Raw genomic sequence first — 25,339 nt, 5'->3', positions numbered from 1 at the left:
GATGGATATGACTGTATTAGATAAAACGAAGTCATTAACAGAGGAACAACTGACCCTAGTGGATAAAATCATTCAATGTGCGGCAGCTGTGGAAGAATTACAATTAAAAGATGACACAGAAATGTCCGTTACATTTGTTGACAATCAAGAAATTCAAGAGATCAACCGAGAATATCGCAATAAAGATCAAGCAACAGATGTTATTAGCTTTGCCATCGAAGACGAGATGGAGGAAGAATTTTCAGCAGTGTTTGAAGAATTCGATCTACCTCGAGACATTGGTGATATCTTTGTTTCAGTGGATAAAATCAAAGAACAAGCGGAGGAATACGCTCATTCCTTTGACCGTGAATTGGGCTTTTTAATTGTCCACGGTTTTCTGCATCTAAATGGTTATGACCATATGACGGAAGAAGACGAGAAAGAAATGTTTGATTTACAAAGAAAGATTTTAGATAATTATGGACTTAAAAGATAAGCAAGTAGGAAAAAACAAAGATATGAACGCGTCGTTTAAACATGCCAAAAATGGGATAAAGACTGCATTTGTATCGGAAAGAAACATGAAATATCATGTTTCTTTTGGTGTTTTAGCTCTTATTTTAGGCATTATTTTTCCTTTGAGCGTGAGCGAATGGTTATGGCTTGTAGGGGTTATTTTCATCGTCCTCATAGTGGAAGTGATTAACACAAGCTTTGAATATTTAGTCGACTTAGTTGTAGGGGAGTCGTTTCATCCTATAGCCAAACAAGTCAAAGACATGGCAGCTGGAGCAGTGTTATTGTCAGCGGTGCTATCCTTAATTGTAGGGGGCATTATATTTATACCGAAACTAATACAATGGATAAGATGATGGGAGATTAAGCATGACAAACGAAGGATTTAAATCAGGTTTTGTAGCAATAATTGGGAGACCAAACGTTGGGAAATCAACATTATTAAACAGAGTAGTCGCGCAAAAAATTGCGATTATGAGTAACAAAGCACAAACAACACGTAACAAAATTCAAGGGGTTTATACGACTGATACGGAACAAATCGTGTTCATCGATACGCCTGGTATCCATAAGCCTAAAACAAAACTAGGTGATTTTATGGTTGAAACAGCTTATAGCGCCTTACGTGAAGTGGATGCTATCTTGTTTATGGTTAGTGCAGATCAACCAAGAGGCCGTGGGGATGACTTTATCATTGAACGCTTGCAACGAGCAGAGGCCCCTATTTACTTGGTAATTAATAAAATTGATACGGTACATCCAGATGCCTTATTACCAATTATTGATGATTATCGTCAACAGTTAGACTTTAAAGAGATTGTCCCAATTTCAGCAACAGAGGGAAATAACGTACCACGTTTATTAGAAACCTTAGTAGAAGATATGCCAGAAGGACCACAGTTTTATCCGAAAGATCAAGTAACGGATCATCCGGAGTATTTCATTGTGTCTGAATTGATTCGTGAAAAAGTACTAGAATTAACAGAACAAGAAGTGCCTCATTCTGTAGCAGTAATCACAGAGAGCATGCAACGAGACGAGTTTGATAAAGTCCATGTTCAAGCCACGATTATTGTAGAACGTGATAGTCAAAAAGGGATTATTATTGGTAAAGGCGGCAAAATGCTAAAAAACATTGGAATTAAGAGCCGTCGAGACATCGAAAACTTGTTAGGTAATAAAGTTTATTTAGAACTTTGGGTAAAAGTTCAAAAAAATTGGCGAGATAAAAACAAAGATCTTCAAAACTTTGGCTACCGTGAAATGGATTATTAAGCATCAGCTTGTAACAAATGAGGTGGTAGGTTGAAAAATATACAAGAAGCAGAAGGCATCATTCTGTTTACTCGTAATTACCGTGAAAAAGATAAACTCGTAAAGATTTTTACTGAATCTTACGGGAAAAAGATGTTTTTTGTCAAAAATGCGAACCGAAAAAATTCAGATATCTTAAGTGCGATTCAACCCTTTACTTGTGCGACTTATATTATGGATCTGAGAGGGGAAGGCTTGTCTTTTCTAAACAGTTCTAAAGATGTTTCGAGCTTCAAGACGATGCAAACAGATATTACGGTATCGGCTTACGGTACGTATCTTTGTAACTTAGCGGATGTGGCGATTGAGGACAATGTCTACGATCCTGCGTTGTACGGTTTCTTAAAAAAGGCCTTACAACTACTAGATGAACATTATGACCCTGAAATTATTACTAACATTTTTGAGGTCCAACTACTCAACCGATTTGGGATTAAGATAGATTGGTCCAAGTGTGCGATTTGCGGAGAACAACAGGGAAAGTTTGATTATTCTTCTGAATATCAAGGGATTATTTGTGACAAACATTTTCAACCTGGTGTGAAACGGTTTAATCTAGATGCTAAAGCCATTCATTTTTTAAGACTTTTTTCTCACATTCAATTGAGTCAAATTAATCAGATTAATCTAAAGCAAGACACAAAAGATAGTATCCGGTTTGCCTTGGACATTTTGTATGATGAGTATGTAGGGGTTCACTTAAAAAGCAAAAAATTTATTGATAATATGAAATCTTGGGAAAAGATGTTAAAAAAAGAAGATTAAGAATTGACAAATCCATAGATAATTATTATGATTATTGTAATATAAAGGCATCACGTTGAAAGAGAGAAGTAAGAAGACATCAAGATTAAAGCGAGTTTGAGTGAGTGAAAGTCAAACATCTTTGAGTCTTTGGAAAAGGCACTCTGGAGTGATCATCAAATGAAGCTGCCGAAAGTATTCGGAAGTAGGGTGGAACCGCGAATTATCGTCCCTATGTTTAACATATTTTGTTAGGCATAGGGATTTTTGTGTGCCTAACGACAGGAGGAAAAAAGCATGAGTCAAAAATTAACGGTTCAAGAAATGATTGCGGCACTACAAAAATATTGGTCAGACCAAGGGTGCATGTTGATGCAATCTTACGATACAGAAAAAGGGGCAGGAACAATGAGTCCTTACACGTTCTTACGTGCCATCGGACCTGAGCCATGGAATGCGGCTTATGTTGAGCCGTCACGTCGACCAGATGATGGTCGTTACGGAGATAACCCAAACCGTTTATACCAACATCATCAATTCCAAGTAGTGATGAAACCATCACCTGATAACATTCAAGAACTTTATTTAGAGAGTTTGAAAGTATTAGGCATCGATCCATTACAACATGATATTCGTTTTGTTGAAGATAACTGGGAAAATCCTTCTATGGGATGTGCTGGTTTAGGTTGGGAAGTTTGGCTGAACGGAATGGAAATCACTCAGTTCACTTATTTCCAACAAGTAGGTGGGTTAGAATGTAAACCTGTAACCTCAGAAATTACCTATGGTTTAGAAAGATTGGCTTCATATATTCAAGAAGTAGACAGTGTTTATGACTTAGAATGGACAAAAGGCGTTAAATACGGTGAAATTTTTGTTCAACCTGAATACGAGCATTCAGTGTACTCTTTTGATGTAAGTAATCAAGACATGTTATTACAATTATTTGATATGTATGAAACAGAAACGAAGCGTTGTATTGAAAAAGGATTAGTTCATCCAGGATACGACTATGTATTAAAATGTAGCCATGCTTTTAACTTATTAGATGCTCGTGGTGCTGTTTCTGTAACAGAGCGCGCAGGCTTCTTATCACGTATTCGTAACATGGCTCGTTCTTTAGCGAAAGCCTTTGTTGCTGAACGTGAAAAATTAGGATTCCCATTATTAAAAGAAACGTTGGAGGAGAAATAATATGTCGAAACAATTTTTATTAGAGATTGGTTTAGAAGAGATGCCGGCACATATTGTGACACCGACGATTAATCAATTAGCAAAAAAAGTATCAGATTACTTAATTGAAGAGCGTTTGAGTTTTGACAACGTAGATATCTTTTCAACACCTCGCCGCTTGGCAGTGCGTGTCAACGGATTAGTAGATAAACAAGAGAACATTGAAGAAGTTGCTAAAGGCCCTTCTAAAAAAATTGCACAAGATGCTGAGGGGAATTGGAGCAAGGCTGCATTAGGATTTGCCCGTGGCCAAGGTGGTACCGGAGAGGATTTATTCTTCCAAGAATTCAAAGGAGAAGAATACGTTTATATCAATAAATTTATTGAAGGCAAGCCAGCTGCTGACGTATTGCAAGGTATTGGGAAAGTCGTAATGAGCTTAACCTTCCCTGTTTCTATGCACTGGGCAGCGTTCGATTATAAATTTATTCGTCCCGTTCATTGGGTAGTGGCTCTTTTAGATGATGTGTTAGTACCTGTTGAAGTTTTCAACATTAAGAGTGGCAAAACGTCTCGTGGTCATCGTTTCTTAGGACAAGAAGCAACGATTAACCATGCCAATGAATATGAAACAAAATTAGAAGAACAAAGCGTGATTGTGAATGCAGTTATTCGTAAAAACATGATTGCCAAACAATTAACAGAGATTGAGTCAATGAACAACTGGCAAATTCCAGCGGATGAGACATTACTTGAAGAAATCAATAACTTGATCGAGTACCCAACTGCTTTTGTAGGTAATTTTGAAGAACAATATTTGAGTATCCCGTCAGAAGTGCTGATTACCTCAATGAAAGAGCACCAACGTTATTTTGAAGTACTAGATGCTCAAGGTAATTTATTGAATCATTTTGTTTCTGTCCGTAATGGTAATAGTGAATACATTGATAATGTCATTTCTGGTAATGAAAAAGTATTAAAAGCACGTCTAGAAGACGCTGAATTCTTCTACAAAGAAGACATGGAAGTGAGCATTGAAACAAGTGTTGATAAATTAAAAAATGTGACGTTCCATGAAAAAATTGGGTCAGTTTATGAGAAAATGCAACGTGTGGGTGCGATTGCGCAGTTAATTGGACAATACGTTGGCTTAGATGCCGATCAATTAAGCACATTGAAACGTGCTAGTGAGATATACAAATTTGATTTAATGACAAATATGGTAGGGGAATTCCCTGAATTACAAGGCGTTATTGGAGAAAAATACGCGATAAGCAAAGGTGAAACAAAAGAAGTGGCCCAAGCCATTCGTGAACATTATTTACCAAAATCGAGCGATGGAGAATTGCCAGCAAGCGATGTGGGAGCTGTTCTTGCGATTGCTGATAAATTAGACACGTTATTTGCCTTCTTTACTGTAAACTTAAACCCAACGGGATCAAATGACCCTTACGCATTACGTCGTCAAACATATGGTGTGATTCGTATCGTAGAAAACAAAGAATGGGAATTCCCATTGAATCAATTACAAGGGAAAATTGAGGAATTAATTAACAGTGACTACGATACTTTTGGTCTGAAATTTGAAGATGGTAAAGAGAGCATTCAAGATTTTGTTAAAGGCCGCATGAAACAATGGTTTAGTGGTAAGAACATTCGCCACGATATTATTGAAGCTGTCGTTGAAAGCAAACAAGATGACTTAAGTCAAATGTTTGAAACAGCAGCCATTCTAGAAAACCAAGCAGAACAAGGAGATTTCAAACCAACAGTAGAATCGTTGACACGTGTTATTAACTTATCTATGAAAAATGACGCAGACAACCAAAGCACGATTCAACCAGAATTATTCGAAAATGAGGCAGAAAAAGCGTTATACGATGCTGTCAATGTTTTGAAAGAAAAAGCTGGAGAGTTAACGCTTAACGAGAACTTTGAAGGTCTTAAAGCATTGAATCCGTTAATTGAAGCTTACTTTGAACAAACCATGGTCATGGTAGAAGACGAAGAACGTCGTCAAAATAGACTGAACCAATTAACAGAGATTGCTAAAATAGCTTTATCCTTTGCAAGCCTTGATTTACTAATTGTTAAATAAATAGTAGTACTTAAAGAGCGGCCCATTATGAGTCGCTCTTTTTTTAAAATAAGAATAGGTTTTATGAGTCTTTAATGATAAAATTAAGAGTGAAGATGAAAAAAAACTAGGGATAAATGTGAGGAGTGAAAGATATGAATTTTTTTAAACGAGCTATGTATAGTGTAACTCGCCGAAAAGGAAAATCCCTCATCCTTTTTGCTGTGATTTTTATTCTAGGGAATGTGATGGCTGGGGCTATCTCAATTAAACAAGGAACCAAGAGTGTGGAGGAAACCATTAAGAAACAATTAGGGGCTACGGCAACGGTATCCTTTGATTATGAGAAGATGGAAAAATCTGAGCTAGAGGACTACGATAAAGTAGCCCATCCGACACCAGACATTTACAATGAAATTGGAGCGTTGTCACAAGTAAAGTACTTTGATTACTCAGTAACTGACTTTGAGATGACACAAAAGCTGAAAAGTGTTCAGCCTAAAGATGAGTCTTTTTCTATTGGAATGGAAGGGCAATCTTACATGAATTTCAAAGGGGTTAATTACCCTGAAGTGATTGACGTGAAGAGTCAAAAAATTAAAATGACGAATGGTCGCGTCTTTACTGAGGAAGAAGTCAAAGAAGGGAAAGCTGTGGCAATCATCTCTGAAGAGTTAGCCAAAGAAAATAATTTGGCTGTGGGAGACAAAATGATTGTTGACCGGACAGTACAAGATGATGAAGGCATGATGAATTCTGACGGGGAAGAGGCAAGTAAAGTTGATACAGCCACTAAAGATTACCCTATGGAAGTAATAGGTACCTTCCAAGTAGTCCAAGTGGAAGATGAGAAAAAACGTAAAAAAGAAGATGACGGGATGGCTGATTTTAATTTGTATGAACAAATGAACACCATCTACGCTCCCAATGCGTATATCTCTAATACAGCAAAAGAATTTACGACATTTGCCTTTGAAAAATTCCCGAATAACTACAGTTGGGTCGCTGAAGATGGTAAACAACCTCAGTTAGACGATGTGTTAAAAGCTATGACAGGGGAAAATAACCGTGGCACATCAATGTATATTATTGAAAAACCAGAATTAGTAGAAGATTTTAGAATAGAAGCCCAAAAAGTATTGGATAGTCATAATATTAAGTACTATAGAGTACTAGCGAGTTCAGACCAGTACGATTCAGTGGCAGGACCTGTGAAAGGTATGGCGAAAATTTCTAATTTAGTCTTGATTATTTCAGTGGTTGCTTCCGTTTTAATTATTACATTAGTTGTTATATTATTTTTACGTGATCGTAAACATGAGTTAGGCGTTTACTTGTCATTAGGAGAAAAACGTAGCCGAGTGGTCGGACAGATTGTGACAGAAGTGGTCTTGATTTCTTTAGTTGCCATTACGATTTCTGTGTTTACAGGCAATATGTTAGCCAAAGGATTCTCTAATTCCTTGATCCAAACGCAACGTCAAGAAGACGTCTTAGATGGTGGATTTATGATGGGCGGAGATTGGGAAATATCTCAATTGACTAATAATACGGTGACAGAAGATGATGTGGTAGAAGCCTATAAAATCACCTTAACCCCTCAATACATTGCTTTATTCTATGTGGTTGGTTTGGGTGTGGTGTTATTGTCTGCAGTCGCACCGTTAATCTATATTATGCGACTCAATCCGAAGAAAATAATGATGTAAGGAAGGTGAATGAACATGTCGATTATTAAAGCGAGAAAATTAGATTATTATTATCAAGATGGTGACAAACTACGTTATATCTTGAAGAATACCAATGTTGATTTTGAGCAAGGAACGTTCTATTGTATCGTGGGACAGTCTGGTTCAGGTAAAACAACCTTACTTTCTATTCTTGGCGGGCTTGAAGAACCTAAAAAAGGGAACTTGTTCTACAATAAGAAAAACATTAAGTCGATTGGCTATGATAACTATAGACGAAACAATATTGGCATTATTTTCCAGCAATATAATTTAATTCCTTATTTGACAGGCGTAGAAAATGTGCTTGTGCCAATGTCAATTACAGAGAATAAACTACCAGATAATCACGAAAAAGTAGCCTACAATCTACTAGATTATATTGGGATTGGAGAAGAGAAAGCCAAACGCATGGTCAATCAATTGTCAGGTGGGGAACAACAGCGTATTGCTATTGCTAGAGCCTTAGCAACTAACGTGGACGTTATCTTGGCAGATGAGCCAACAGGAAACCTAGACGAAGAGATGGAACAAGAAATTGTGAACATCTTCAAGTCATTGGCTCATGACCACAATAAATGTGTCATCATGGTAACCCATTCTCAAGAGATAGCCAAACAATCAGATAAAGCATTTTTACTACGCAAAGGAGTTTTGAGAGATTATGAGTGATTTCTTATCTAATTTTGATGCTCAGAATTATAAAGAGACATTAGAAGAGAAAAAGTCATCTCAAAAACGCCAACGTCCCATTACAAAGGAACAAGAAGAAGAGGTAACACCAGTAACCGGTCCTCCCGTTCGCCGCAAAAAACGAAAAAGAAAACCTAGTACCTCTTCTACCTCAGACAATCAACCAGTGTTTGTTCCAATCGATACGCCGAATTATACCGACGAATCGGCGTATTTTTTAGACGATGAGGGGCAAGAAGATGATTTGGAATACGACAGTTCTTCTGATCATGAAGTAGCGATTGATCCAACCTATGCCTCGAAGCAAAAACGGAAAAAATTAGTCATTATTGGCGGCAGTATTCTAGCGATGATTGCTATATATGCTATTTATTTTAATATAAGCCGAGTTAAAATGCCTGAGTTTACCGACAAGTCTGTGACAGAGGTTAGGAAATGGGCGGCTGAGAACCGGATGAAAGTAACCTATGATGGTACTTTTTCTATTGAAAAGGCGAGCAATGATGTGGTAGAACAGTCGATTAAACCTGGTAAAAATGTGAAAAAGGGCTCGGATGTAACAGTGGTTGTCAGTGATGGTCCAGATCCTGAAGAGTTGATTCCTTTACCGAATTTTAAAGAAATGACTGAATCGGACGTTGCTGCGTTTATTGAGAAGAATAAAGCAGAGAATTTAACGGTGATTACCGAATACGATAATAAAGTTGACAAAGGGTCGTTTATCAAAATTGATTTTAGCAACAAAGACATCACCGCAGAAAATTATCGACGCAGAGACAGTGCGAATGTGTATTTTTCTAAAGGGAAAGAGGTCTTTGAGAAAAACATTGCCATGCCAGACTTTACTAAGAAAGACAAAGCGACTGTGGATGAATGGGCTAAGAAGAATGGTGTGTCAGTTAAGTATGAAAAGACGGATTCAGATACAATTGAAGAAGGCTTAATTATTTCTCAAAACGTAAAGAAAGATACGAAAATTGCTAAAAATGACACGGTGATTTTTGAAGAATCATTAGGTAAAGCCGTAGTAGTACCTAATTTTTCAGACATGCGTCCAGATGCGGCAAGTGATGCTGTGGAAGGACTCGTAGTAAATATGACACAAGTCTTTTCAAACGATGTCCCTTATGGCCGCTTGATTAGTCAATCGATTGAAGCAGGTACGAAAATGACAGGGAAAGAGGTTAAACCTGTTAAAGTGGTGTATTCCATGGGTAGCCCTTATATTAAATCTTATTATGGTCAGTTAGAAGGAGACATCCCTAAACTGCTATACGATGATTTTAATTCCAAAGGAGCAAGCATTACTTATGATGTGTACTACGTGGATTCATCACAAGAAAAAGGACAAATTGTCAAAATGAGTGTGTTCAATCAATACATTGGTTTAAATGATACTGTTGTTTTTGGTATTAGCAATGGCCGATTTGCGGATGCACCCAGCGCCTCACCCACAGAACCAAGTAATGATGACCCAGAGTTGTGAGAGTAGACCTCTATATGATAAAGTATAGAGGTCTTTTATTAATAAAAAAGCCCATTATGGTTGCAAAGGAATGAATGAAACAATGGAAAAACCGTTACATGGTTTAACGAAGGAAGAAGTAACACAACGCGTGCAACAAGGATTGCACAATAATTATGAAGAGAATGTAGCAAAATCGAACAAAGATATTATTAAAGATAATGTTATGACCCTCTTTAACTTATTAAATCTCATGATTGCCATTTGTTTAGGGATGGTTGGGGCTTTTAGTAATTTATTCTTTATGGCCATTATCATGGTCAATGTTATTATCGGGGTTACCCAAGAAATCAGAGCAAAAAATCTTGTCGCAAAATTATCCATCGTCAACAAAGACGAAGCGAGGGTAATGCGAGATGGGCAAGAAGTTGTGATTGAGTCCATAGACATTGTGATGGACGACATTGTTAAGCTTGGCATTGGGGATCAGATACCTTCTGATATGGAGGTAGTCGAAGGTCATATTGAAGTGAATGAAGCGCTATTGACTGGAGAATCAGACTTGATAAAAAAAGGACCTGGTACAGCACTATTATCAGGAAGTTATGTTGCCAGTGGTCAATGTTATGGCCGTGTGGTTCATGTTGGAAAAGACAACTATGCGACAAAGATTGCCAATGAAGCCAAAGTGCACAAACCGATGACATCAGAATTGGTGTCTTCCATTAGAAAAGTCTCAAAGTTTACAAGTTATGTCATTGTGCCGTTAGGCTTAATCTTGTTTGTTGAAGCGTTTTTTGTGAGACAATCCGATATTAAATCTTCCGTCGTCTTTTCTGCAGCAGCTCTCTTAGGAATGTTGCCTAAAGGGATGGTGCTCTTGATTAGTATCGCCTTAGCAACAGCTGTGGCAAAGCTTGCAAACAAGCAAGTGCTTGTACAAGACATGTATGCTGTAGAAACCTTGGCTCATGTGGATGTGATTTGTTTAGATAAAACAGGGACCATCACGGAAGGTAAAATGAAAGTGTTGGATGTAGATGTATTAGACCCACAGCACCGAGCAGATTTCCATGATATTATTGGCAGCTATTTGCGAGTATCTAAAGATAACAATTTAACGATGGAAGCGTTACGTCAAGCGTTTAAAGAATCTGACGTTTTTGAAGCGGGCCAAGTGGTCAGTTTTTCTTCTGAGAAGAAATGGGGAGCCGTTGAATTTAAAGGATTAGGTACAGTAGTACTAGGCGCTCCGGAACGTTTAGTGAGTGATTCAGAGTTGCCACGTTCTGTTGTAGTAGGTCAAGAAGAAGGGTACCGAGTGTTGATGTTAGGGTTAAGCGACGGGGGAGTTGAGGACGACGTCTTACCGGAACTGAGGCCGTTAGCAGTTCTTCTGATTGATGATCCGATTCGAGAAAACGCCAATGAGACGTTAGCCTATTTAAAAGAAGAGGGCGTAGATATTCGTGTGATTTCAGGAGATAATCCGGTCACTGTGTCTAACGTAGCAAGACGTGCAGGTCTTGAAACGTATGCTTCTTATGTGGATTTATCCGCTATTACTGAGGAACAAGAGGTTCGTTCTTTGGTGAATCACTACACAGTATTTGGGCGCGTGTCTCCCCAACAAAAGAAAATACTTGTCCAAGAATTGAAATCCCAAGGCCATGTTGTTGCAATGACTGGAGATGGGGTCAACGATGTCTTAGCCTTAAAAGAAGCTGATTGTAGTATCGCTATGGCTGAGGGGGACAATGCCACTCGTCAGATTGCCAATTTAGTATTACTAAATTCTGATTTTACCACGTTACCAGATGTGTTGTTTGAAGGACGTCGTGTGGTCAATAACGTGACAAAGGTAGCGAGTATCTTCTTTATCAAAACCATTTATTCTTTGATACTGTCAGTATTGTGTGCTTTAAGTGCTGTGGCTTTTCCTTTTATCCCCATCCAAATTACCTTACTGGATTTGGCGATTGAAGGTTACCCAACGTTCTTCTTATCTTTTGAGAATGACCGCCGAAAAGTAGACACGCGTTTCTTACCAACGGCTCTTAGAAATGCGTTACCGAATGCGTTGTTAGTAGTAATGAACGTGTTAGTTATTTATTTCCTAGGCCAACATTATGCGTGGTCAACCATAGATACAACCACATTAATGTATTACATGCTAATTGCTGTTAGCAGTATGGCAGTGGTGAAAGCCTGTCTGCCGTTTAATCCACTACGCGTGTTCTTAGCTGTAACAACGGTTGTAGGAACATATGTGGCTGCTATGCTATTTAAAGGAATTCTAGAGATTTCTTATTTAACAAGTGCGACATTACCAGTCTTTTTCGTATTAGTTGTTCTCTCTTTATGCGGCAAGTTCATGCTGGATAAATGGTTGATCAAAAGACCAGTAACAAACTAATGAGAGAAACGAGGTCATAAGAATTGCATTACTAACTAAATATGGTATACTTTAATATGTATATTTATGCCAAATAGTCGCGCTGTCTGCAGTGCGACTTTTGTGGCTTTATAAAGGAGCGTAAACCGATGTCACAAATGATTCCACAAGCAACGATTGATGCCATTCGTAAAGAAGTTAACATCGTGGATGTTGTTGGGGAATACGTTCAACTGAAAAAATCTGGTAAAAATTATTTAGGCTTATGTCCATTTCATGACGAGAAAACCCCATCGTTTTCAGTAGCAGAAGACAAACAAATTTATCATTGCTTTGGCTGTGGTAAAGGCGGTAGTGTGTTTAAATTCGTCCAAGAAATAGAAGGATTGTCTTTTCCAGAAGCCGTGGAAAAAATCGGGAGTCAAACAAACATTGATTTACCTACTAATTATACGGCAGAAGCATCTCCAAGTGGCCAAGGGAATGTTTCTTTAGAAGAGCGTCAAGTGTTAGACATTCACCAAAAAGTAACCGAGTTGTATCATCATATTTTGATGAACACACAAATTGGTGAAAAGGCGCTGGCTTACCTACATGAACGAGGTTTGACAGATGAGATGATTGAGACATTTCAGATTGGTTTTGCACCGAAGGACCGACGAGTCGTTCATCAAATCTTACAGAAGGACAATTATTCAGAAGAGGTTTTAAAAGAAACAGGTCTGTTATTTATGTTAGATTCTGGCCAATGGTTGGACCGGTTCTATCAACGGATTATGTTTCCGATTAAAAATTATCAAGGGAAAGTGATTGGTTTTTCTGGTCGGATTTTGGAAGATGAGATGTTCGACAGCTCGGATCAACCTAAGTACTTAAACAGCCCAGAAACGAAACTTTTCAATAAGCGTTTCGTTCTCTATAACTTTCATCAGGCAAGGCCAGTTATTCGTAAAAGCAATGAGATTATTTTGTTTGAAGGCTTTATGGATGTTATCTCTGCTTGGATGAGTGGGATAGAAAACGGGGTCGCCACAATGGGGACTAGTTTGACCATTGAGCAAATAAAAGCCATGGAGCGTGTCGCAACAGACGTATTGATTTGTTACGATGGAGATAGTGCTGGCCAAGACGCGATTAACCGAGCAGTGCATGTAATACAAGAAGAGAGTGCTTTGGACATTCAAATCATCCGAATGCCTGAGAGAATGGACCCAGATGATTACCGTAGACACTACGGACCAAAAGCATTAAAAGAATTACTTCATGCAAGCCGAGAAACCATTTTTCAATTCAAAAATGAGTTTATTAAAAAGCAGTATGATTTGTCCATAGAATCTGATAAACTAGCCTACATTGATAGTATTCTAACAGAACTATCTGAGGTAGATTCTGTGATTGAGCGGGACTTGTATGTGACGAAACTGGCAGAAGAATTTGGTTTATCCAAAGAGAGCTTACAAAGTGAGTTAAACCAGAAAAAGGCGGTTCGTCGCCAAGGAACTACCCAACATTTTCAACAAACCTTTGAACCAGTGATACCACAATTTCAAGACGTCAAAAAGGTAAGCCTTGTTGAGAAAGCAGAATTACAGCTGATTTACCGGTTGATGAATGAAAGGAACGCCCATAATTTTTTAGCTCAACAAGTTAATTTTTCTTTTGTTCACGATATCTATCAAGAGTTATACCTTCATATTAGTAATTATATGAGTTTACACGGTGAACTTGAGGTAGCTGATTTTATTGATTATTTACAAGAAGATACGTTGAAGCACAAAGTAGTCAGTATCTCTTTGCAAAATTATAGTGAAGAAAGTTCCGTTGAAGAGTTAAAGGATTGTGTTAAAATAATTGCGACCGCTGCGATTCAAAAGCAAATGGAAGAGCAGATGAGAGCTCAACAAGAAGCTCAACGGCTAGGCAATAAAGAATTAGAGTTTGAGGCAACAATTAACATTATCACGTTACAAAAGGAATTAAAAAATATATTGAATTAAGGGGGCTTTCTTTTATGTCAAAAGAGGAAGTTAAAAATCAAGCAGAGTACAAAAAAACAGTCGATTCATTCATTAGAACGAACAAACCAAAAGGTTCTGTTTTTATTGATGACTTAACTAATGAAATCGCCACTCCTTTTGAATTAGATTCAGATCAAATGGATGACTTAATTCAAAAAGTTGAAGACGCTGGTGTTAGCGTTGTGGACGAAAAAGGGGAACCAAGCGAGAGAAGTTTGAGCGCTGCAAAGAAAAAAGAAGCAAAAGCGAAAAAAGAAGAAAAACCTGAAGACTTATTAGCTCCTGCTGGGGTTAAAATCAACGACCCCGTAAGAATGTACTTAAAAGAAATTGGTCGTGTGCCTCTTTTAACAGCAGAAGAAGAAGTAGCGTTAGCTTTACGTATTCAAGAAGGTGACCCAGAAGCGAAACAAGAATTAGCGGAAGCCAACCTTCGCTTGGTTGTTAGTATTGCGAAACGTTATGTAGGCCGTGGTATGCAGTTCCTAGATTTAATCCAAGAAGGTAACATGGGATTAATGAAAGCTGTAGAAAAATTTGACCATGAAAAAGGGTTCAAATTCTCAACTTATGCCACATGGTGGATTCGTCAAGCGATTACACGTGCGATTGCCGACCAAGCAAGAACCATTCGTATTCCGGTACATATGGTTGAAACCATCAACAAATTGATCCGTATCCAACGTCAATTATTGCAAGACTTAGGACGCGAACCGACACCAGAAGAAATTGGTGCAGAGATGGACCTTCCACCAGAAAAAGTCAGAGAAATCTTAAAAATTGCTCAGGAGCCAGTGTCGCTTGAAACACCAATTGGTGAAGAAGATGATTCGCACTTAGGTGATTTCATTGAAGACCAAGAAGCAACAAGCCCTGCAGATCATGCAGCCTATGAATTATTAAAAGAACAGCTTGAAAGTGTGTTAGATACCTTAACAGACCGTGAAGAAAACGTACTACGTTTACGCTTTGGTCTAGATGATGGACGCACACGTACATTAGAAGAAGTTGGGAAAGTATTTGGGGTGACCCGTGAGCGAATTCGACAAATCGAAGCGAAAGCTCTTAGAAAACTACGCCACCCATCTCGTTCAAAACAATTAAAAGATTTTCTAGAATAAAATAAGCAATCAAGGCTTTAGGACATGTGTTCTAAAGTCTTTTTTTGTATAGAAATGTATAAAATGAGCATGATAATACTATTTAATATAAAAAAAGCAGAATTATTGTAACAGAGAGTCGTAATATGACTTTTCCTAAGGGTATGATAGTTTTGTATATATATTATTCGAAAAGGAGAGATTAAAGGATGTTTTGTTGGAATTGTGGTCATAAAAATGAAGAAGATTTTCATTTTTGTGAAAATTGTGGTTCAGATCTTCGTTTAGGAGTCGAAGATCATTCTTTGGTTACCAGTGATATCCCTGAGGCGTCACCGATGATGGTAACCCAACAAGAAAATGGTAACCCTAAAGAACCAGAGAGTGTCCCTTATTTTGAGGGGCCATTAATTGAAAAGAAAAAGTGGTCTAAAAAACAAAAAGCAGGGGCGATTGTAGGGGTCATTCTTGTATCAGCGATTGTAGGAACGTACAAATATGGCGAAAATTACTACAGTTATGATCAACAAGTTGAACGGATGCAAGAAGTGATAAAGACAAAGGATCCTAAGAAATGGGCAGAGATTACGATATCTAGTGACCCTAATTTTAAAATCAGCGCGGCTAGCTTAAAAAAAATGACAGATTATTACAGTGAAGCGGATCAAAAAGAGGCTTTTTCTGACATAGTTAAAGGATTAAGCCAGAAACAGGAGGAAGCGACAGACTTCTCTGTGGTTAAAGAAGGGAAGGACTTCTTTTTATTTGATCATTATAGCTTAGAACTAACACCAGTGTATTTAACGGTATATGCGAATGAACCAGATGTAAAAGTAACGGTAGATAATAAAGAAGAAACGATGGATGATACAGGAGAAATGAAGATTGGACCTTTGACTCCAGGCGTATACAAGGTGAAAGGTAGTTTAGATAAAGTGGACACTGAAAGCGACGTTGTATTGGTTCGATATGACCATCCTGATTTTGAGGAAGCGAGCACCTTAAAAATGGATTTTCATAAAGTATCGTTTAAAGTAATGTCTAATTTAGAGGGTGGGGATGTTTTTGTAGATAATAAGAAAATCGGCACCCTAAAAAAAGGAGAACTTGAGGTTAAAGACCTTGTGTGGCATCAAGGTATGTCGGTTAGAGTGGAGAAAAAAATCAACAAAGAAACGATTGTATCTGAAGAACGAGAAGTGGAAGAAGGCATCTATTGGAGTGAGAATTACGAGGACGTAGGCTCGGAGATCAACTTAATAGTTGAAGGAGTCCAAACAAAAGAGATGGCTCAATCTTCATTAGACGAGATGTATAGTCATGTAACAGATATGACTCGAGGCTCGGGTAGTTTGAGAGATTATCAGATTGAGTCTTTAACGGGATACTTTGACGAGGGGGCAAACAATGAGGATTACAATGATTTTCTTACCTTTATTAAAAGTGTTCGTGAAAGCGAAGAAAAATCAAGTGTTATGGGAACCCCGAAGGTTGAAAGTTTTGACATGATTGGGAAAGATTTGTATGAAGTCCAATATTTCATCGAATACCGTACGCGATATAAGGCTATGAAAAGAGATGAAGTGGTTCAAACCTTTAAGTACACGAAAGCCACGTTACGCTATAACGAGGAAGAGGATAAGTTACAGATTGTTGATTTAGGTGGGAAAGAAAATTTTGAAGTCATAGATGATGGAGGCGTGTCTTAGTAGATGACAACAAGTACTAAAAAGGCCATCTTTGCGAGTATTCTTTTGATAGGTGCTGTGGCGACAGGCATTGTGTTGCTTGTGAAAGAGTCCTCACCACCCAAGGAAAACTCAACGGACATTAGTCAGACGCAGTATAGCTCTATCTCAGAATCAAGCACAGAGTTGGAGGTCAATTCGACGGTTGAGGTACTTCCAAGCCTTGAGGAGCAACTGGATGACTTGGTTCAGCAGATGACATTGGATGAAAAAATCGGCCAATTATTCTTAGTGAGGGTACCTGTTGAGGACCAACTAGCGGATATTGCCACATACCATTTAGGTGGGTATCTGCTCTTTAGCCGTGACATTGAGGGAGAAACCAAAGAGAGTTTAACTGAAAAAATCAAAAGCTATCAAGACACAGCTAAGACGCCCTTTATGGTTGCTTCAGACGAAGAAGGTGGCACCGTGACTCGAATTAGTCGAAACAAAGAGGTCGTGCCGGAGCAGTTTAAATCGCCACAAAAGATTTATGACACAGATGGCATGACTGGTATCAGGCAGGACGTTCGGACTAAGTCAGCTATTTTTAAAGAACTAGGGATTCATACGGGATTGTATCCTGTAGCAGATGTATCGACACATAAGGAAAGTTTTATTTATCCAAGAACGATTGGGTTAGATGTGGCAGGGACGTCGACATTTGTCACATCGGTGGTGGAAGAGCTAACCAAGGAAGGCACGGGCTCTACCTTGAAGCATTTCCCAGGATATGGGGACAATGAGGATTCTCATACAGACATTGTTCACGACAATCGGAGTAGGGAGGAATTGGACAAAGAAGCCATCCCTCCTTTTAAAGCTGGGATTGATGCCGGAGCAGATAGCATTCTAGTGTCCCATAATATTGTGACGGCACTAGATGACAGCTTACCAGCGTCTATTTCCCCTCGTGTGCACGATGTGTTACGCAAGGAATTAGGCTTTGAGGGCGTTGTGATGACAGATGACATGGATATGGACGGTTTGGCAGATTTTATTAGCCAAGAAGAAGCGGGACTAAAAGCTGTGAAGGCCGGCAATGACCTTATCTTATCGTCTAGTTATAAAACACAGATTCCTGCGATTAAAGCAGCTATAGCGACGGGTGATTATAAAGAAGAGGACTTGAATAGGTCGGTCACAAGAATTATGACATGGAAACACAAATTAGGAATTATAACATTGGAGGAATAGGAAATGAAATTTTGTATGCATTGTGGGAAAGAAATTAAAGATACGGTAAAATTCTGTGCATTTTGTGGTGGGGTGCAAAAAGAAGTAGAACCAACGTCTCAAGAAACGCCTATCATGGACGACGCACCTATTTATGAAGAAGAAGTTATTCAGGAAGCGAATTACGAATCTGGGGAAGAAAATACTTACCAAGAGTCTCAACAAAACCATTACCAACAACAAGAGAACACGCAACAACAGTACCAACAACAAACTCAGAATACGCAGCAGTCTCAACAGACACCACTCATTAATATTAATCAAGAAGCGGTCAATCAATCTGTGAATCAATTTGCTGATAAAGGTAAAAATTATTTGTCATATATTAATGGTAATATTAAAAACCCGTTGTTAGGTGGCATGAGTCAAAATCGATCATTTGGTGTAATATCTTTCTTTGTTTTTAACCTATTGATTAGTTTAGCAATTAGTCATGCTTTAGGAAAATCAATTCATGGAATGAACTTTAAGTTTGAAATGTTGTTCCCAGTATTAATGTTGTTGATGATCGGCCAATTTATTAATGTGTTAGCGATTTATGTGTTATCTAGCAAAATATTTAAGAACAAAACCAATATGGCAGATATTTTTGAACACATTTATGCTCCTATTAGTATTGTTTTCTATTTTGCTGCTGTGATGTTTTTCTTAACTTTTGTTTCGAAATACGGCTTTAGTTTCATGTACACTATGTTGTTATTATTGACGATGTTCTTTATCAACATTTCGTATTTCGCTAACATTTGGGCAATTGAGAACCTTGGTTCTACGAGAAATAAATTTTATTGGACGATTGGTATCATGGTTGGCACGTTGATTGTACAACTGATTATCAATGTGTTATTAAGCGATATGATTGGGACAAGCATCATGGAATTATTCGAGACAGCGACTAAGTCAATTACTTCCCGTATTATAGGATTCTAATCGTTTCTGATGATAAAGAATAAACGCATTGCGTCTTTAGGGATGTTACTGTTAGGACTTACGAGTTGTGGAGGGATGGATACTGCCACAACTGGTTCGTCCGCAAATATTTCCACGGAACAGGTCCCTATCATAAGTAGCACGACAGCATTAGAAACAATAGCATCAACAAGCGAAGCATCTTCTGAGACCTTTTCAGAAGATGCTCTTACATTGTATTTGACCCAATTTAAAGAGAAGCCGTTGAGTATCTATATTAAAGAAATAGAGGGTGAGGCAAGCTACGGGGTTAATGAGACCACAGTTATGTACGGAGCGAGCATTGCGAAATTACCGATTATTTTGTACACCCAAGAGCAATTAAAAGCCGAGACAATCACAGGTGATACCTATTACGATTATACGGGCGCGGTCAATGAGATTCCTGGGGCTATGATTCGAGGAGGTACAGGGATCATGCAAGGCATGCTAGAGATACGTCAAGCGTTTCAAGTGGATGAGTTGTTGGGGTGGAGCATTACTCAGTCTGACAATTTAGCCAGCAATATGTTGGGCTATTATGTGGGACAAAGGAACGGAGAGGCGTTCCTTCAAGCCATACAGCCTTATTACACTTTTGAACTACCTGTATTTACTAAAAATATGACAGCACAAACGGCAGGAAACTTGATGCAGGCTATTTATCATAATCAGGTTGGTTTGGATTATTTTAAAGAGACTGCATGGCAAAAGGAAAAAATTGGGGTGTTGGATAAACCGACCTATCATAAAATTGGAACAAACGAGGCGTTTAATCACGATGTTGGTATTGTGATGAGTCATAAACCTTATGTGTTAAGTGTTTTGAGTGAAGGATATAGCAATGAGGAACTCGAGAAGATTATCAAAGAAATCGATGCGTTATTAGAGGGAGGAGAGACAAAATGAGTCAGTGTCAAACATGTGGGCATGGAAATGAACAAGGGGCTGTTTTTTGCGAACAGTGTGGAACAAAAATCGTACAGTTTGAGCCCGTCAGTAAAGAATTTTGTGAGCATTGCGGAACAGAGCGAGTAGCTAATTCCCTTTTTTGTGAAGGTTGTGGGACTAAATTTCCAGAACAAGAAAAAAGACAGCCACAGCACACACGCCAAGCAGCTCCAGTTCCACCGCAACCACAGGTCCTATCAGAACAGGTAACCCCCACACCAACAGAACCAATCACACCCTTACCTAAGGATAAAAAGAAAATGGGGACAGGGAAAAAAATCAGTCTTGTCTTGGTTGCTCTGATAGTTATAGGTGCAGGCGGTGGCTTTCTTTATTTCAAAGATAAGTATAGCCAAGACAAACAAATTGACGCGCTAATCAAGGCAATGAATCAACAAGATGGGGCCTTTTTAGCCAATAACATGGTCGTAAGCGAGGGAGACTTGAAAGTGACACAAGAAGGGTTGTCTCCAATGTTTGTCTATTTTAAGAACAATAAAGAGGACGTATCTAAAATAAAAGAAGCCTTTGAGCAAGGAAAAGCGTATCAAGGGTTTAAATTAAAAGAAACGGGTAAAGAGATGGTCTTTTTCCCTCAATACAAAGTAGAAGTAACCCCTGTTTATACCACCGTTACGTCAAATGTCTCTGGCAGTGTGATTGAAATGAACGGTGAATTACTTGCCACAACAAAAGGGGATGATTTTAGACAAGAGGTTGGCCCTTTAATCCCTGGTGAGTACACGTTTACAGCCACTGTAAAAGAGCAAAAAGAAACGAAACAAGAGACAGTGAACTTGCTGCCTGATAGGAAAGAAGAGAAGGCAAAAGAAGTGGATATGTCCTTTCAGATGACCACAGTGGGTGTGTATTCTAACCTCAAAAATAGCAAAATACTATTAGATGGTAAAGAAGTGGGTAAAATCACTGAGGGTACGGAAGAAATCGGGCCCTTTTTATGGCGAGAAGGCATGATGGTGGAAGTCGTCAAAGAAACAGAGGATGGGGAAGTAAGAACGGAGAAAGAAGAAATCAAGAAACCAAAGGGCACTGGAAAAAATGTCCATTCAGATACCATGAACTTACTAATCAGAGAGGCCAACGATTCAGAAATAAAAACGGGCTTACGCTTGTTTTACGATGGCTTTAGACAAGCTGTGGATGCAGAAAATCCTTTTGATGCGGAAATTTTCGCGAATACTTTTTATGAGGGTGGCGAGAACAACAATAGCTTTACTGGGATTAGAGATTACATCCAGTGGTGCCGTGATCGCTCTGCTAAGGGAGAATATCAAGGTGTGTCTTTCTCTATTGAAGTAAATGACATAGAGCTTGTGACAAATGATACCTACGACATCAATTACAATGTGATGTATTCCACCACGTACCCTTATAAAACGAAGAAAAAAAGACGGGACGAAGGCTTTGATTATACTAGGGCAAGAGTCAAGTTAGAGTACGATGAAGGTGGGAAACGCATTACTGGGTTCAAATTTATGAATATGGGCGATGGAGGTGTGAAAGTCTCAGATAACATGGCAAATGAATAAGGAGTTGTAGGAAATGACAACGGTGAGATTAGTAAACAAAGAAACGGGTAAAATTATCCGAGAAACAGAGATATAAAAGGAATGAGTAGGAGGAATAAAGATGGATAAGTGTAAAAAATGTGGGCAACCTTTGATTGAGGGAGCCAAATTTTGTACGAGCTGTGGGACATTAAATGACGGGACTGATTTTGGTATTGATACGGATCAAACTGTGGTGGGACAAACCCTTAAGAAAGGCTTGAATAAATGGATCGTTATTGGTAGCGCTTGTGCTTTAGGAGCTGTTGTGTTGTTTGGCGTTATGTCTTTTTTAGGGGACGATGCTCTTAATATTTCAGACAAACAACCTAAAACAGCCAAAGTGAAAAAGAAAGCATCTGAAAAAGAAATCAAAAAACAAAAAGAAAAGGCAATCAAAACAGAGAGTCCCAAAATCTATGCCTATAAAAATGGAGAAGGTTACGGGATATTAGATAGTAAATTAACGGTAATTAACGAAAATGTGAGTGCTTCTCCTGTAGAATTTAATAAGCATGGTGTTGGTGTGGCTTATCAAAATGGGAAGGCAGGATTAATCGATATTAAAGGAGAAGCTGTGTCAGAGATGACCGATTCTAATATGGGCCACTTTGGTGTGATGCATGGTAATGGGTATCCAGTTGTCTCTTATCAGTCCAAATCTGGGGTATTGGATATCCAAGTGTTAGAATCTGATAGCAGTTTGATGGGGTTAATGAATACCAAAGGAGACATAGTATTTGAACCTGGAGAAGTCTTTATTAGTCCTTTTATGGGAAGAACCATGACAGAATATTACAAGACAAATGGGTCTGGTGGTCAAGGTGTTTTATCAGAAACAGGGGAGGTTGTGGTTGAACCTGTTAACAATTGGGTAACAATCATTAGTGAAAAATTAATAGGTATTCAAAAAAATGAGTCTGATTCTTTTATGATTGTTGATATGGAGGGCAATGTGTTAGAAGAAACGTCTTATAATGACATATCTTCCTTTTATGATTTACCAGGCTATTTTGTTGTGACAAATGCTTTAGGTAAAAAAGGAATCATGAATGATAAACTAGAAGAAGTCCTACCACCTAAATGGACGTACATCTCTTCTAGTGTTTCATCTGATGGGAAATACTTTGTGTTTAGAGATAATGATAAAGACGGTCTGGCAACTTTATCAGGGGATGTCGTGATCGATGCTAAGTATGATTCTTTAAGTTCTCCTAATAAAGAAGGGGTGTTAACCTTCAAAAAAGGAGAACACCAAGGGATTATGACAATAGAAGAAGACGTCATAAAAGATGATTTTAAAGAAAATTTTTATGCCATTGCAGATACGAATTTGTTTGAAGAACAATTATTTGGAGATGAGATGTATACCAAAGTTTATAACAGTCAAGGGGAAGAGGTCTTAAATGCGTCTATTGCCATACCAGCACTGAGTCGATACAGAGGGAATACCTATATCCTACCTCGTGATAACGATGGGAAAGAGATGTGGATTTTGTATGAAGATGGAACGACGTTATCAGAAGAGGCTGTCTTTTACCAGTTTGTAGACAATACCTTATTGATCCAAGAAGAAAATAAAGTGATGTTGGTCAATCTTGACACAGGAAAAGTAATCAAAGAAAAAGATTTAAAAGACCTATAATAGCAAGAATAAAAGGAGAATGACAATGGCTAAAATTTGTAATAAGTGTGGGAATCAATTACCAGAAGAAAGCAAGTTTTGTACAAAATGTGGGACTCAATTTGGTGAAAGTGTAGAGGAAGTGGAATTGGGACAAGCGAGACGCATTGAGAAAGAACCCATAAAAGAAGGAGCTTCTGGAGCTTTCAATCTAGCAAGTTTGGTGAATTGGGTTAAACAAAACATGATGATAGCGGGCGTTGTTGTAGTAGTTGTTATAGCAGCTATTTTTCTAATGAACCGTAGCCCGTTGAGTGGAGAGTGGGTATACAAGGCAGGTGATGAGGAAATTGTGGTGACGATTAAAGGAAGTAAAATCACGATCAATACGCCATACAGCTCAGATACAGATGTAGCAATCTCTGGGAAATTAGCCAAAGATAAAGGCGAAACCTATAAGATGCCATTATCAAGTATGACGGCTCATGTGGTCCTTGCTGATGAGTTTGATAATAGAGGAGAGTACGATGACTTTATAAAAGAATTTGAAGATGAATTAAGCGAAGCCACTTTAACCACGGCTCAACGTAAGCAAATGAAGCAGTTTATTAAATCGATTAAATACAAAGACAACGGCATTTCTTTTACAGTGAAAGCAAAAGATTTAGATAGTTTTACTGAGTTTGATCAATCCGATGTGGATATTATGAGTGATTTCGTTGATCTTTTCAGTGAGGCTATGGTAGGAGAGTACGGCTTTACCAAAAAAGGCAAGGATACTCTGGTCTGGTCATTTAGTGGAATTGATGTCCTTGAATTAAATCGCAGATAAGTCGCACTTTCAACACCCTTCATCCATTCGATAGGAATGAATGTGGGGTGTTTTTTTATGGGATGGTTATCGGAAAATGTGTCATATATAGTTGACATATAGGTGTGAGAGTTATATGCTAGTCATAGAATAAATGTCATATATATATGACAAAAAGAAAGGATTATTATGAACCGTGTGAAAGCTTTTAGAACAGAGAAAAAAGTATCACAGCTTGCCTTAGCTAAAGAAGTTGGCGTGGCAAGACAGACCATTAATTTAATAGAAAACAACAAGTACAACCCGTCTCTTGACTTGTGTTTGAAACTAGCAAAAGCTTTAGGGACTGATTTGAATGGGTTATTTTGGGAGGAATAGATAATGGAGAAAAAAGAGAGTATTGGGGTTAAGGCCGTCAAACGTTTTTATGGTGTGAGTGGTGTCTTGGATGAATATAAAAGACAAGAAATCAATCGCATCGGGAATAATAGCTTCATGATGTTGTGGGCGTACATGTTGCTGTCGAGTTTTGTAGCAGTCGTGGTGGGAATGAACCATCCTACATGGGCTCTATGGATCCTACTCATTGGGAATGCTGTGGTGGGAATTTTTGGGATTGGGTTGTACATTATGTCTGCGACAATCTCTTTAGGCTTAGGGCAAGTAGAAGTGGAAAAGAAACAGTACGACGTTGAAAAACAACGCATGAAGAAAAAGGGAAGACGTGCAGGTCTTTTCTTTGGAGGGTGGATGTTTGTGATGAACGAGATTATTTTTACAGAGATATCCCAAAAAGGCAACTTGTTACATGCCTTCACCTTGAAAAATATTTTGATTTATAGTCTTAGTGGTCTGTTTTTTGGTTCGGTGATGTATGTTATTGGTGTGACGAACATTCAAACTGTGGAAGAATAAAAAAAGTAAGGGCGCGTTAACACGCCCTTACTTTTTCATTTATTGGAGACGATAGCAGTGGGTTTGTCTTTGGTAATGTTTGTTTGTAGCATGACGTTTATGTCCATGTCCTCTGCCGTGCTCTCGTCTCTCTTCTTGGTTGTGTTTGCTTTTATGCCCTTGATGTTGTTTGAATTGTGGGTGATGATTGGGTGATGGACACTCAGTCACACCCCGTGGTAATAGTTGACTTTCAGCTGTCACGTTTGTCATTGGGGCAATAGCTAACATACCAAAAAGTCCTAGAGTTGATATGAAAAGCGTTAATTTTTTCATACTATCCCTCCTTATATACAATTATACCACATTTTGCCTA

General features: G+C 38.4%; 22 protein-coding genes. 21 read left to right on the top strand and 1 reads right to left on the bottom strand.

What is annotated here, in order from left to right:
* Window position 1 precedes the first annotated feature (1 nt).
* The 21 genes from ybeY (at window position 2) to ACVWM0_RS06080 (ending at window position 24,984) form a co-directional block, all read left to right on the top strand.
* On the top strand, window positions 2-478 hold the full coding sequence (gene ybeY / locus ACVWM0_RS06180; protein ID WP_476471774.1) for an rRNA maturation RNase YbeY: 477 nt from the start codon (window positions 2-4) through the stop codon (window positions 476-478).
* Window positions 462-854 (top strand): diacylglycerol kinase family protein, encoded by a 393-nt coding sequence (locus ACVWM0_RS06175; protein ID WP_476471773.1) that lies wholly within the window; start codon window positions 462-464, stop codon window positions 852-854. The genes ybeY and ACVWM0_RS06175 overlap by 17 nt, the downstream gene beginning before the upstream one ends.
* 13 nt (window positions 855-867) lie before the next feature.
* The gene (gene era, locus ACVWM0_RS06170; protein WP_476471772.1) at window positions 868-1,773 is read left to right on the top strand and encodes a GTPase Era; all 906 of its coding nucleotides are present in this window, start codon (window positions 868-870) and stop codon (window positions 1,771-1,773) included.
* A 30-nt stretch (window positions 1,774-1,803) separates the two neighbouring features.
* Window positions 1,804-2,577 carry a DNA repair protein RecO gene (gene recO, locus ACVWM0_RS06165; protein WP_476471771.1) on the top strand — a complete coding sequence of 258 codons (774 nt, stop codon included), beginning with the start codon at window positions 1,804-1,806 and terminating at the stop codon, window positions 2,575-2,577.
* 276 nt (window positions 2,578-2,853) lie between these two features.
* Window positions 2,854-3,750 carry a glycine--tRNA ligase subunit alpha gene (gene glyQ, locus ACVWM0_RS06160; RefSeq protein WP_476471770.1) on the top strand — a complete coding sequence of 299 codons (897 nt, stop codon included), beginning with the start codon at window positions 2,854-2,856 and terminating at the stop codon, window positions 3,748-3,750.
* A gap of 1 nt (window position 3,751) precedes the next feature.
* Entirely contained in the window at window positions 3,752-5,827 is a 2,076-nt protein-coding gene (glyS, locus tag ACVWM0_RS06155) for a glycine--tRNA ligase subunit beta (protein WP_476471769.1), read from the top strand.
* A 134-nt stretch (window positions 5,828-5,961) separates the two neighbouring features.
* Window positions 5,962-7,515 (top strand): ABC transporter permease, encoded by a 1,554-nt coding sequence (locus ACVWM0_RS06150; protein WP_476471768.1) that lies wholly within the window; start codon window positions 5,962-5,964, stop codon window positions 7,513-7,515.
* 15 nt (window positions 7,516-7,530) lie between these two features.
* Window positions 7,531-8,205 (top strand): ABC transporter ATP-binding protein, encoded by a 675-nt coding sequence (locus tag ACVWM0_RS06145; RefSeq protein ID WP_476471767.1) that lies wholly within the window; start codon window positions 7,531-7,533, stop codon window positions 8,203-8,205.
* A complete protein-coding gene (locus tag ACVWM0_RS06140; RefSeq protein WP_476471766.1) occupies window positions 8,198-9,712 on the top strand; it encodes a PASTA domain-containing protein in 1,515 nt (504 codons plus the stop codon). The genes ACVWM0_RS06145 and ACVWM0_RS06140 overlap by 8 nt, the downstream gene beginning before the upstream one ends.
* A gap of 70 nt (window positions 9,713-9,782) precedes the next feature.
* Window positions 9,783-12,107 (top strand): cation-translocating P-type ATPase, encoded by a 2,325-nt coding sequence (locus tag ACVWM0_RS06135; protein WP_476471765.1) that lies wholly within the window; start codon window positions 9,783-9,785, stop codon window positions 12,105-12,107.
* A gap of 128 nt (window positions 12,108-12,235) precedes the next feature.
* Complete coding sequence (dnaG, locus tag ACVWM0_RS06130; RefSeq protein ID WP_476471764.1) at window positions 12,236-14,083, top strand: DNA primase; 1,848 nt, start codon at window positions 12,236-12,238, stop codon at window positions 14,081-14,083.
* A 14-nt stretch (window positions 14,084-14,097) separates the two neighbouring features.
* Window positions 14,098-15,225, top strand: a complete 1,128-nt coding sequence (gene rpoD / locus ACVWM0_RS06125; RefSeq protein ID WP_476471763.1) for an RNA polymerase sigma factor RpoD — start codon at window positions 14,098-14,100, stop codon at window positions 15,223-15,225.
* 188 nt (window positions 15,226-15,413) lie between these two features.
* Window positions 15,414-16,913 (top strand): zinc ribbon domain-containing protein, encoded by a 1,500-nt coding sequence (locus ACVWM0_RS06120; protein WP_476471762.1) that lies wholly within the window; start codon window positions 15,414-15,416, stop codon window positions 16,911-16,913.
* 3 nt (window positions 16,914-16,916) lie between these two features.
* On the top strand, window positions 16,917-18,131 hold the full coding sequence (locus ACVWM0_RS06115) for a glycoside hydrolase family 3 protein (protein ID WP_476471761.1): 1,215 nt from the start codon (window positions 16,917-16,919) through the stop codon (window positions 18,129-18,131).
* 3 nt (window positions 18,132-18,134) lie between these two features.
* A complete protein-coding gene (locus tag ACVWM0_RS06110; protein ID WP_476471760.1) occupies window positions 18,135-19,097 on the top strand; it encodes a zinc ribbon domain-containing protein in 963 nt (320 codons plus the stop codon).
* Window positions 19,098-19,106: 9 nt separating this feature from the next.
* Window positions 19,107-20,024, top strand: a complete 918-nt coding sequence (locus ACVWM0_RS06105) for a serine hydrolase (protein WP_476471759.1) — start codon at window positions 19,107-19,109, stop codon at window positions 20,022-20,024.
* A complete protein-coding gene (locus tag ACVWM0_RS06100; RefSeq protein WP_476471758.1) occupies window positions 20,021-21,616 on the top strand; it encodes a zinc ribbon domain-containing protein in 1,596 nt (531 codons plus the stop codon). Before ACVWM0_RS06105 ends, ACVWM0_RS06100 begins: the two co-directional genes overlap by 4 nt.
* Window positions 21,617-21,716: 100 nt before the next feature.
* Window positions 21,717-23,279, top strand: coding sequence for a zinc ribbon domain-containing protein (locus ACVWM0_RS06095; RefSeq protein WP_476471757.1), 1,563 nt, complete (start codon window positions 21,717-21,719; stop codon window positions 23,277-23,279).
* 25 nt (window positions 23,280-23,304) lie between these two features.
* The gene (locus tag ACVWM0_RS06090) at window positions 23,305-24,090 is read left to right on the top strand and encodes a zinc ribbon domain-containing protein (RefSeq protein ID WP_476471756.1); all 786 of its coding nucleotides are present in this window, start codon (window positions 23,305-23,307) and stop codon (window positions 24,088-24,090) included.
* A 168-nt stretch (window positions 24,091-24,258) separates the two neighbouring features.
* Window positions 24,259-24,447: a helix-turn-helix transcriptional regulator gene (locus ACVWM0_RS06085; protein ID WP_476471755.1), complete on the top strand. Its 189-nt coding sequence runs from the start codon at window positions 24,259-24,261 to the stop codon at window positions 24,445-24,447.
* A 3-nt stretch (window positions 24,448-24,450) separates the two neighbouring features.
* Complete coding sequence (locus ACVWM0_RS06080) at window positions 24,451-24,984, top strand: DUF3278 domain-containing protein (protein WP_476471754.1); 534 nt, start codon at window positions 24,451-24,453, stop codon at window positions 24,982-24,984.
* Window positions 24,985-25,023: 39 nt separating this feature from the next.
* Here ACVWM0_RS06080 and ACVWM0_RS06075 read toward each other — a convergent pair whose 3' ends face one another.
* Entirely contained in the window at window positions 25,024-25,299 is a 276-nt protein-coding gene (locus tag ACVWM0_RS06075; RefSeq protein WP_476471753.1) for a hypothetical protein, read from the bottom strand.
* Window positions 25,300-25,339: the final 40 nt, after the last annotated feature.

This window comes from Vagococcus sp. 211 (assembly GCF_056322705.1).
Note: the sequence above shows the minus strand (reverse complement) of the source record. Positions and strands in the feature narration are given on the sequence as shown.

Coding starts and splice junctions, on each gene's coding strand:
- ybeY (WP_476471774.1), top strand. CDS start 2: ATGGATATGACTGTATTAGATAAAACGAAGTCATTAACAGAGGAACAA.
- ACVWM0_RS06080 (WP_476471754.1), top strand. CDS start 24,451: ATGGAGAAAAAAGAGAGTATTGGGGTTAAGGCCGTCAAACGTTTTTAT.
- ACVWM0_RS06110 (WP_476471760.1), top strand. CDS start 18,135: ATGAAATTTTGTATGCATTGTGGGAAAGAAATTAAAGATACGGTAAAA.
- era (WP_476471772.1), top strand. CDS start 868: ATGACAAACGAAGGATTTAAATCAGGTTTTGTAGCAATAATTGGGAGA.
- ACVWM0_RS06075 (WP_476471753.1), bottom strand. CDS start 25,299: ATGAAAAAATTAACGCTTTTCATATCAACTCTAGGACTTTTTGGTATG.
- ACVWM0_RS06105 (WP_476471759.1), top strand. CDS start 19,107: ATGATAAAGAATAAACGCATTGCGTCTTTAGGGATGTTACTGTTAGGA.
- ACVWM0_RS06135 (WP_476471765.1), top strand. CDS start 9,783: ATGAATGAAACAATGGAAAAACCGTTACATGGTTTAACGAAGGAAGAA.
- glyQ (WP_476471770.1), top strand. CDS start 2,854: ATGAGTCAAAAATTAACGGTTCAAGAAATGATTGCGGCACTACAAAAA.
- ACVWM0_RS06085 (WP_476471755.1), top strand. CDS start 24,259: ATGAACCGTGTGAAAGCTTTTAGAACAGAGAAAAAAGTATCACAGCTT.
- glyS (WP_476471769.1), top strand. CDS start 3,752: ATGTCGAAACAATTTTTATTAGAGATTGGTTTAGAAGAGATGCCGGCA.
- ACVWM0_RS06095 (WP_476471757.1), top strand. CDS start 21,717: ATGGATAAGTGTAAAAAATGTGGGCAACCTTTGATTGAGGGAGCCAAA.
- ACVWM0_RS06090 (WP_476471756.1), top strand. CDS start 23,305: ATGGCTAAAATTTGTAATAAGTGTGGGAATCAATTACCAGAAGAAAGC.
- ACVWM0_RS06145 (WP_476471767.1), top strand. CDS start 7,531: ATGTCGATTATTAAAGCGAGAAAATTAGATTATTATTATCAAGATGGT.
- ACVWM0_RS06100 (WP_476471758.1), top strand. CDS start 20,021: ATGAGTCAGTGTCAAACATGTGGGCATGGAAATGAACAAGGGGCTGTT.
- ACVWM0_RS06175 (WP_476471773.1), top strand. CDS start 462: ATGGACTTAAAAGATAAGCAAGTAGGAAAAAACAAAGATATGAACGCG.
- ACVWM0_RS06120 (WP_476471762.1), top strand. CDS start 15,414: ATGTTTTGTTGGAATTGTGGTCATAAAAATGAAGAAGATTTTCATTTT.
- ACVWM0_RS06115 (WP_476471761.1), top strand. CDS start 16,917: ATGACAACAAGTACTAAAAAGGCCATCTTTGCGAGTATTCTTTTGATA.
- ACVWM0_RS06140 (WP_476471766.1), top strand. CDS start 8,198: ATGAGTGATTTCTTATCTAATTTTGATGCTCAGAATTATAAAGAGACA.
- dnaG (WP_476471764.1), top strand. CDS start 12,236: ATGTCACAAATGATTCCACAAGCAACGATTGATGCCATTCGTAAAGAA.
- rpoD (WP_476471763.1), top strand. CDS start 14,098: ATGTCAAAAGAGGAAGTTAAAAATCAAGCAGAGTACAAAAAAACAGTC.
- ACVWM0_RS06150 (WP_476471768.1), top strand. CDS start 5,962: ATGAATTTTTTTAAACGAGCTATGTATAGTGTAACTCGCCGAAAAGGA.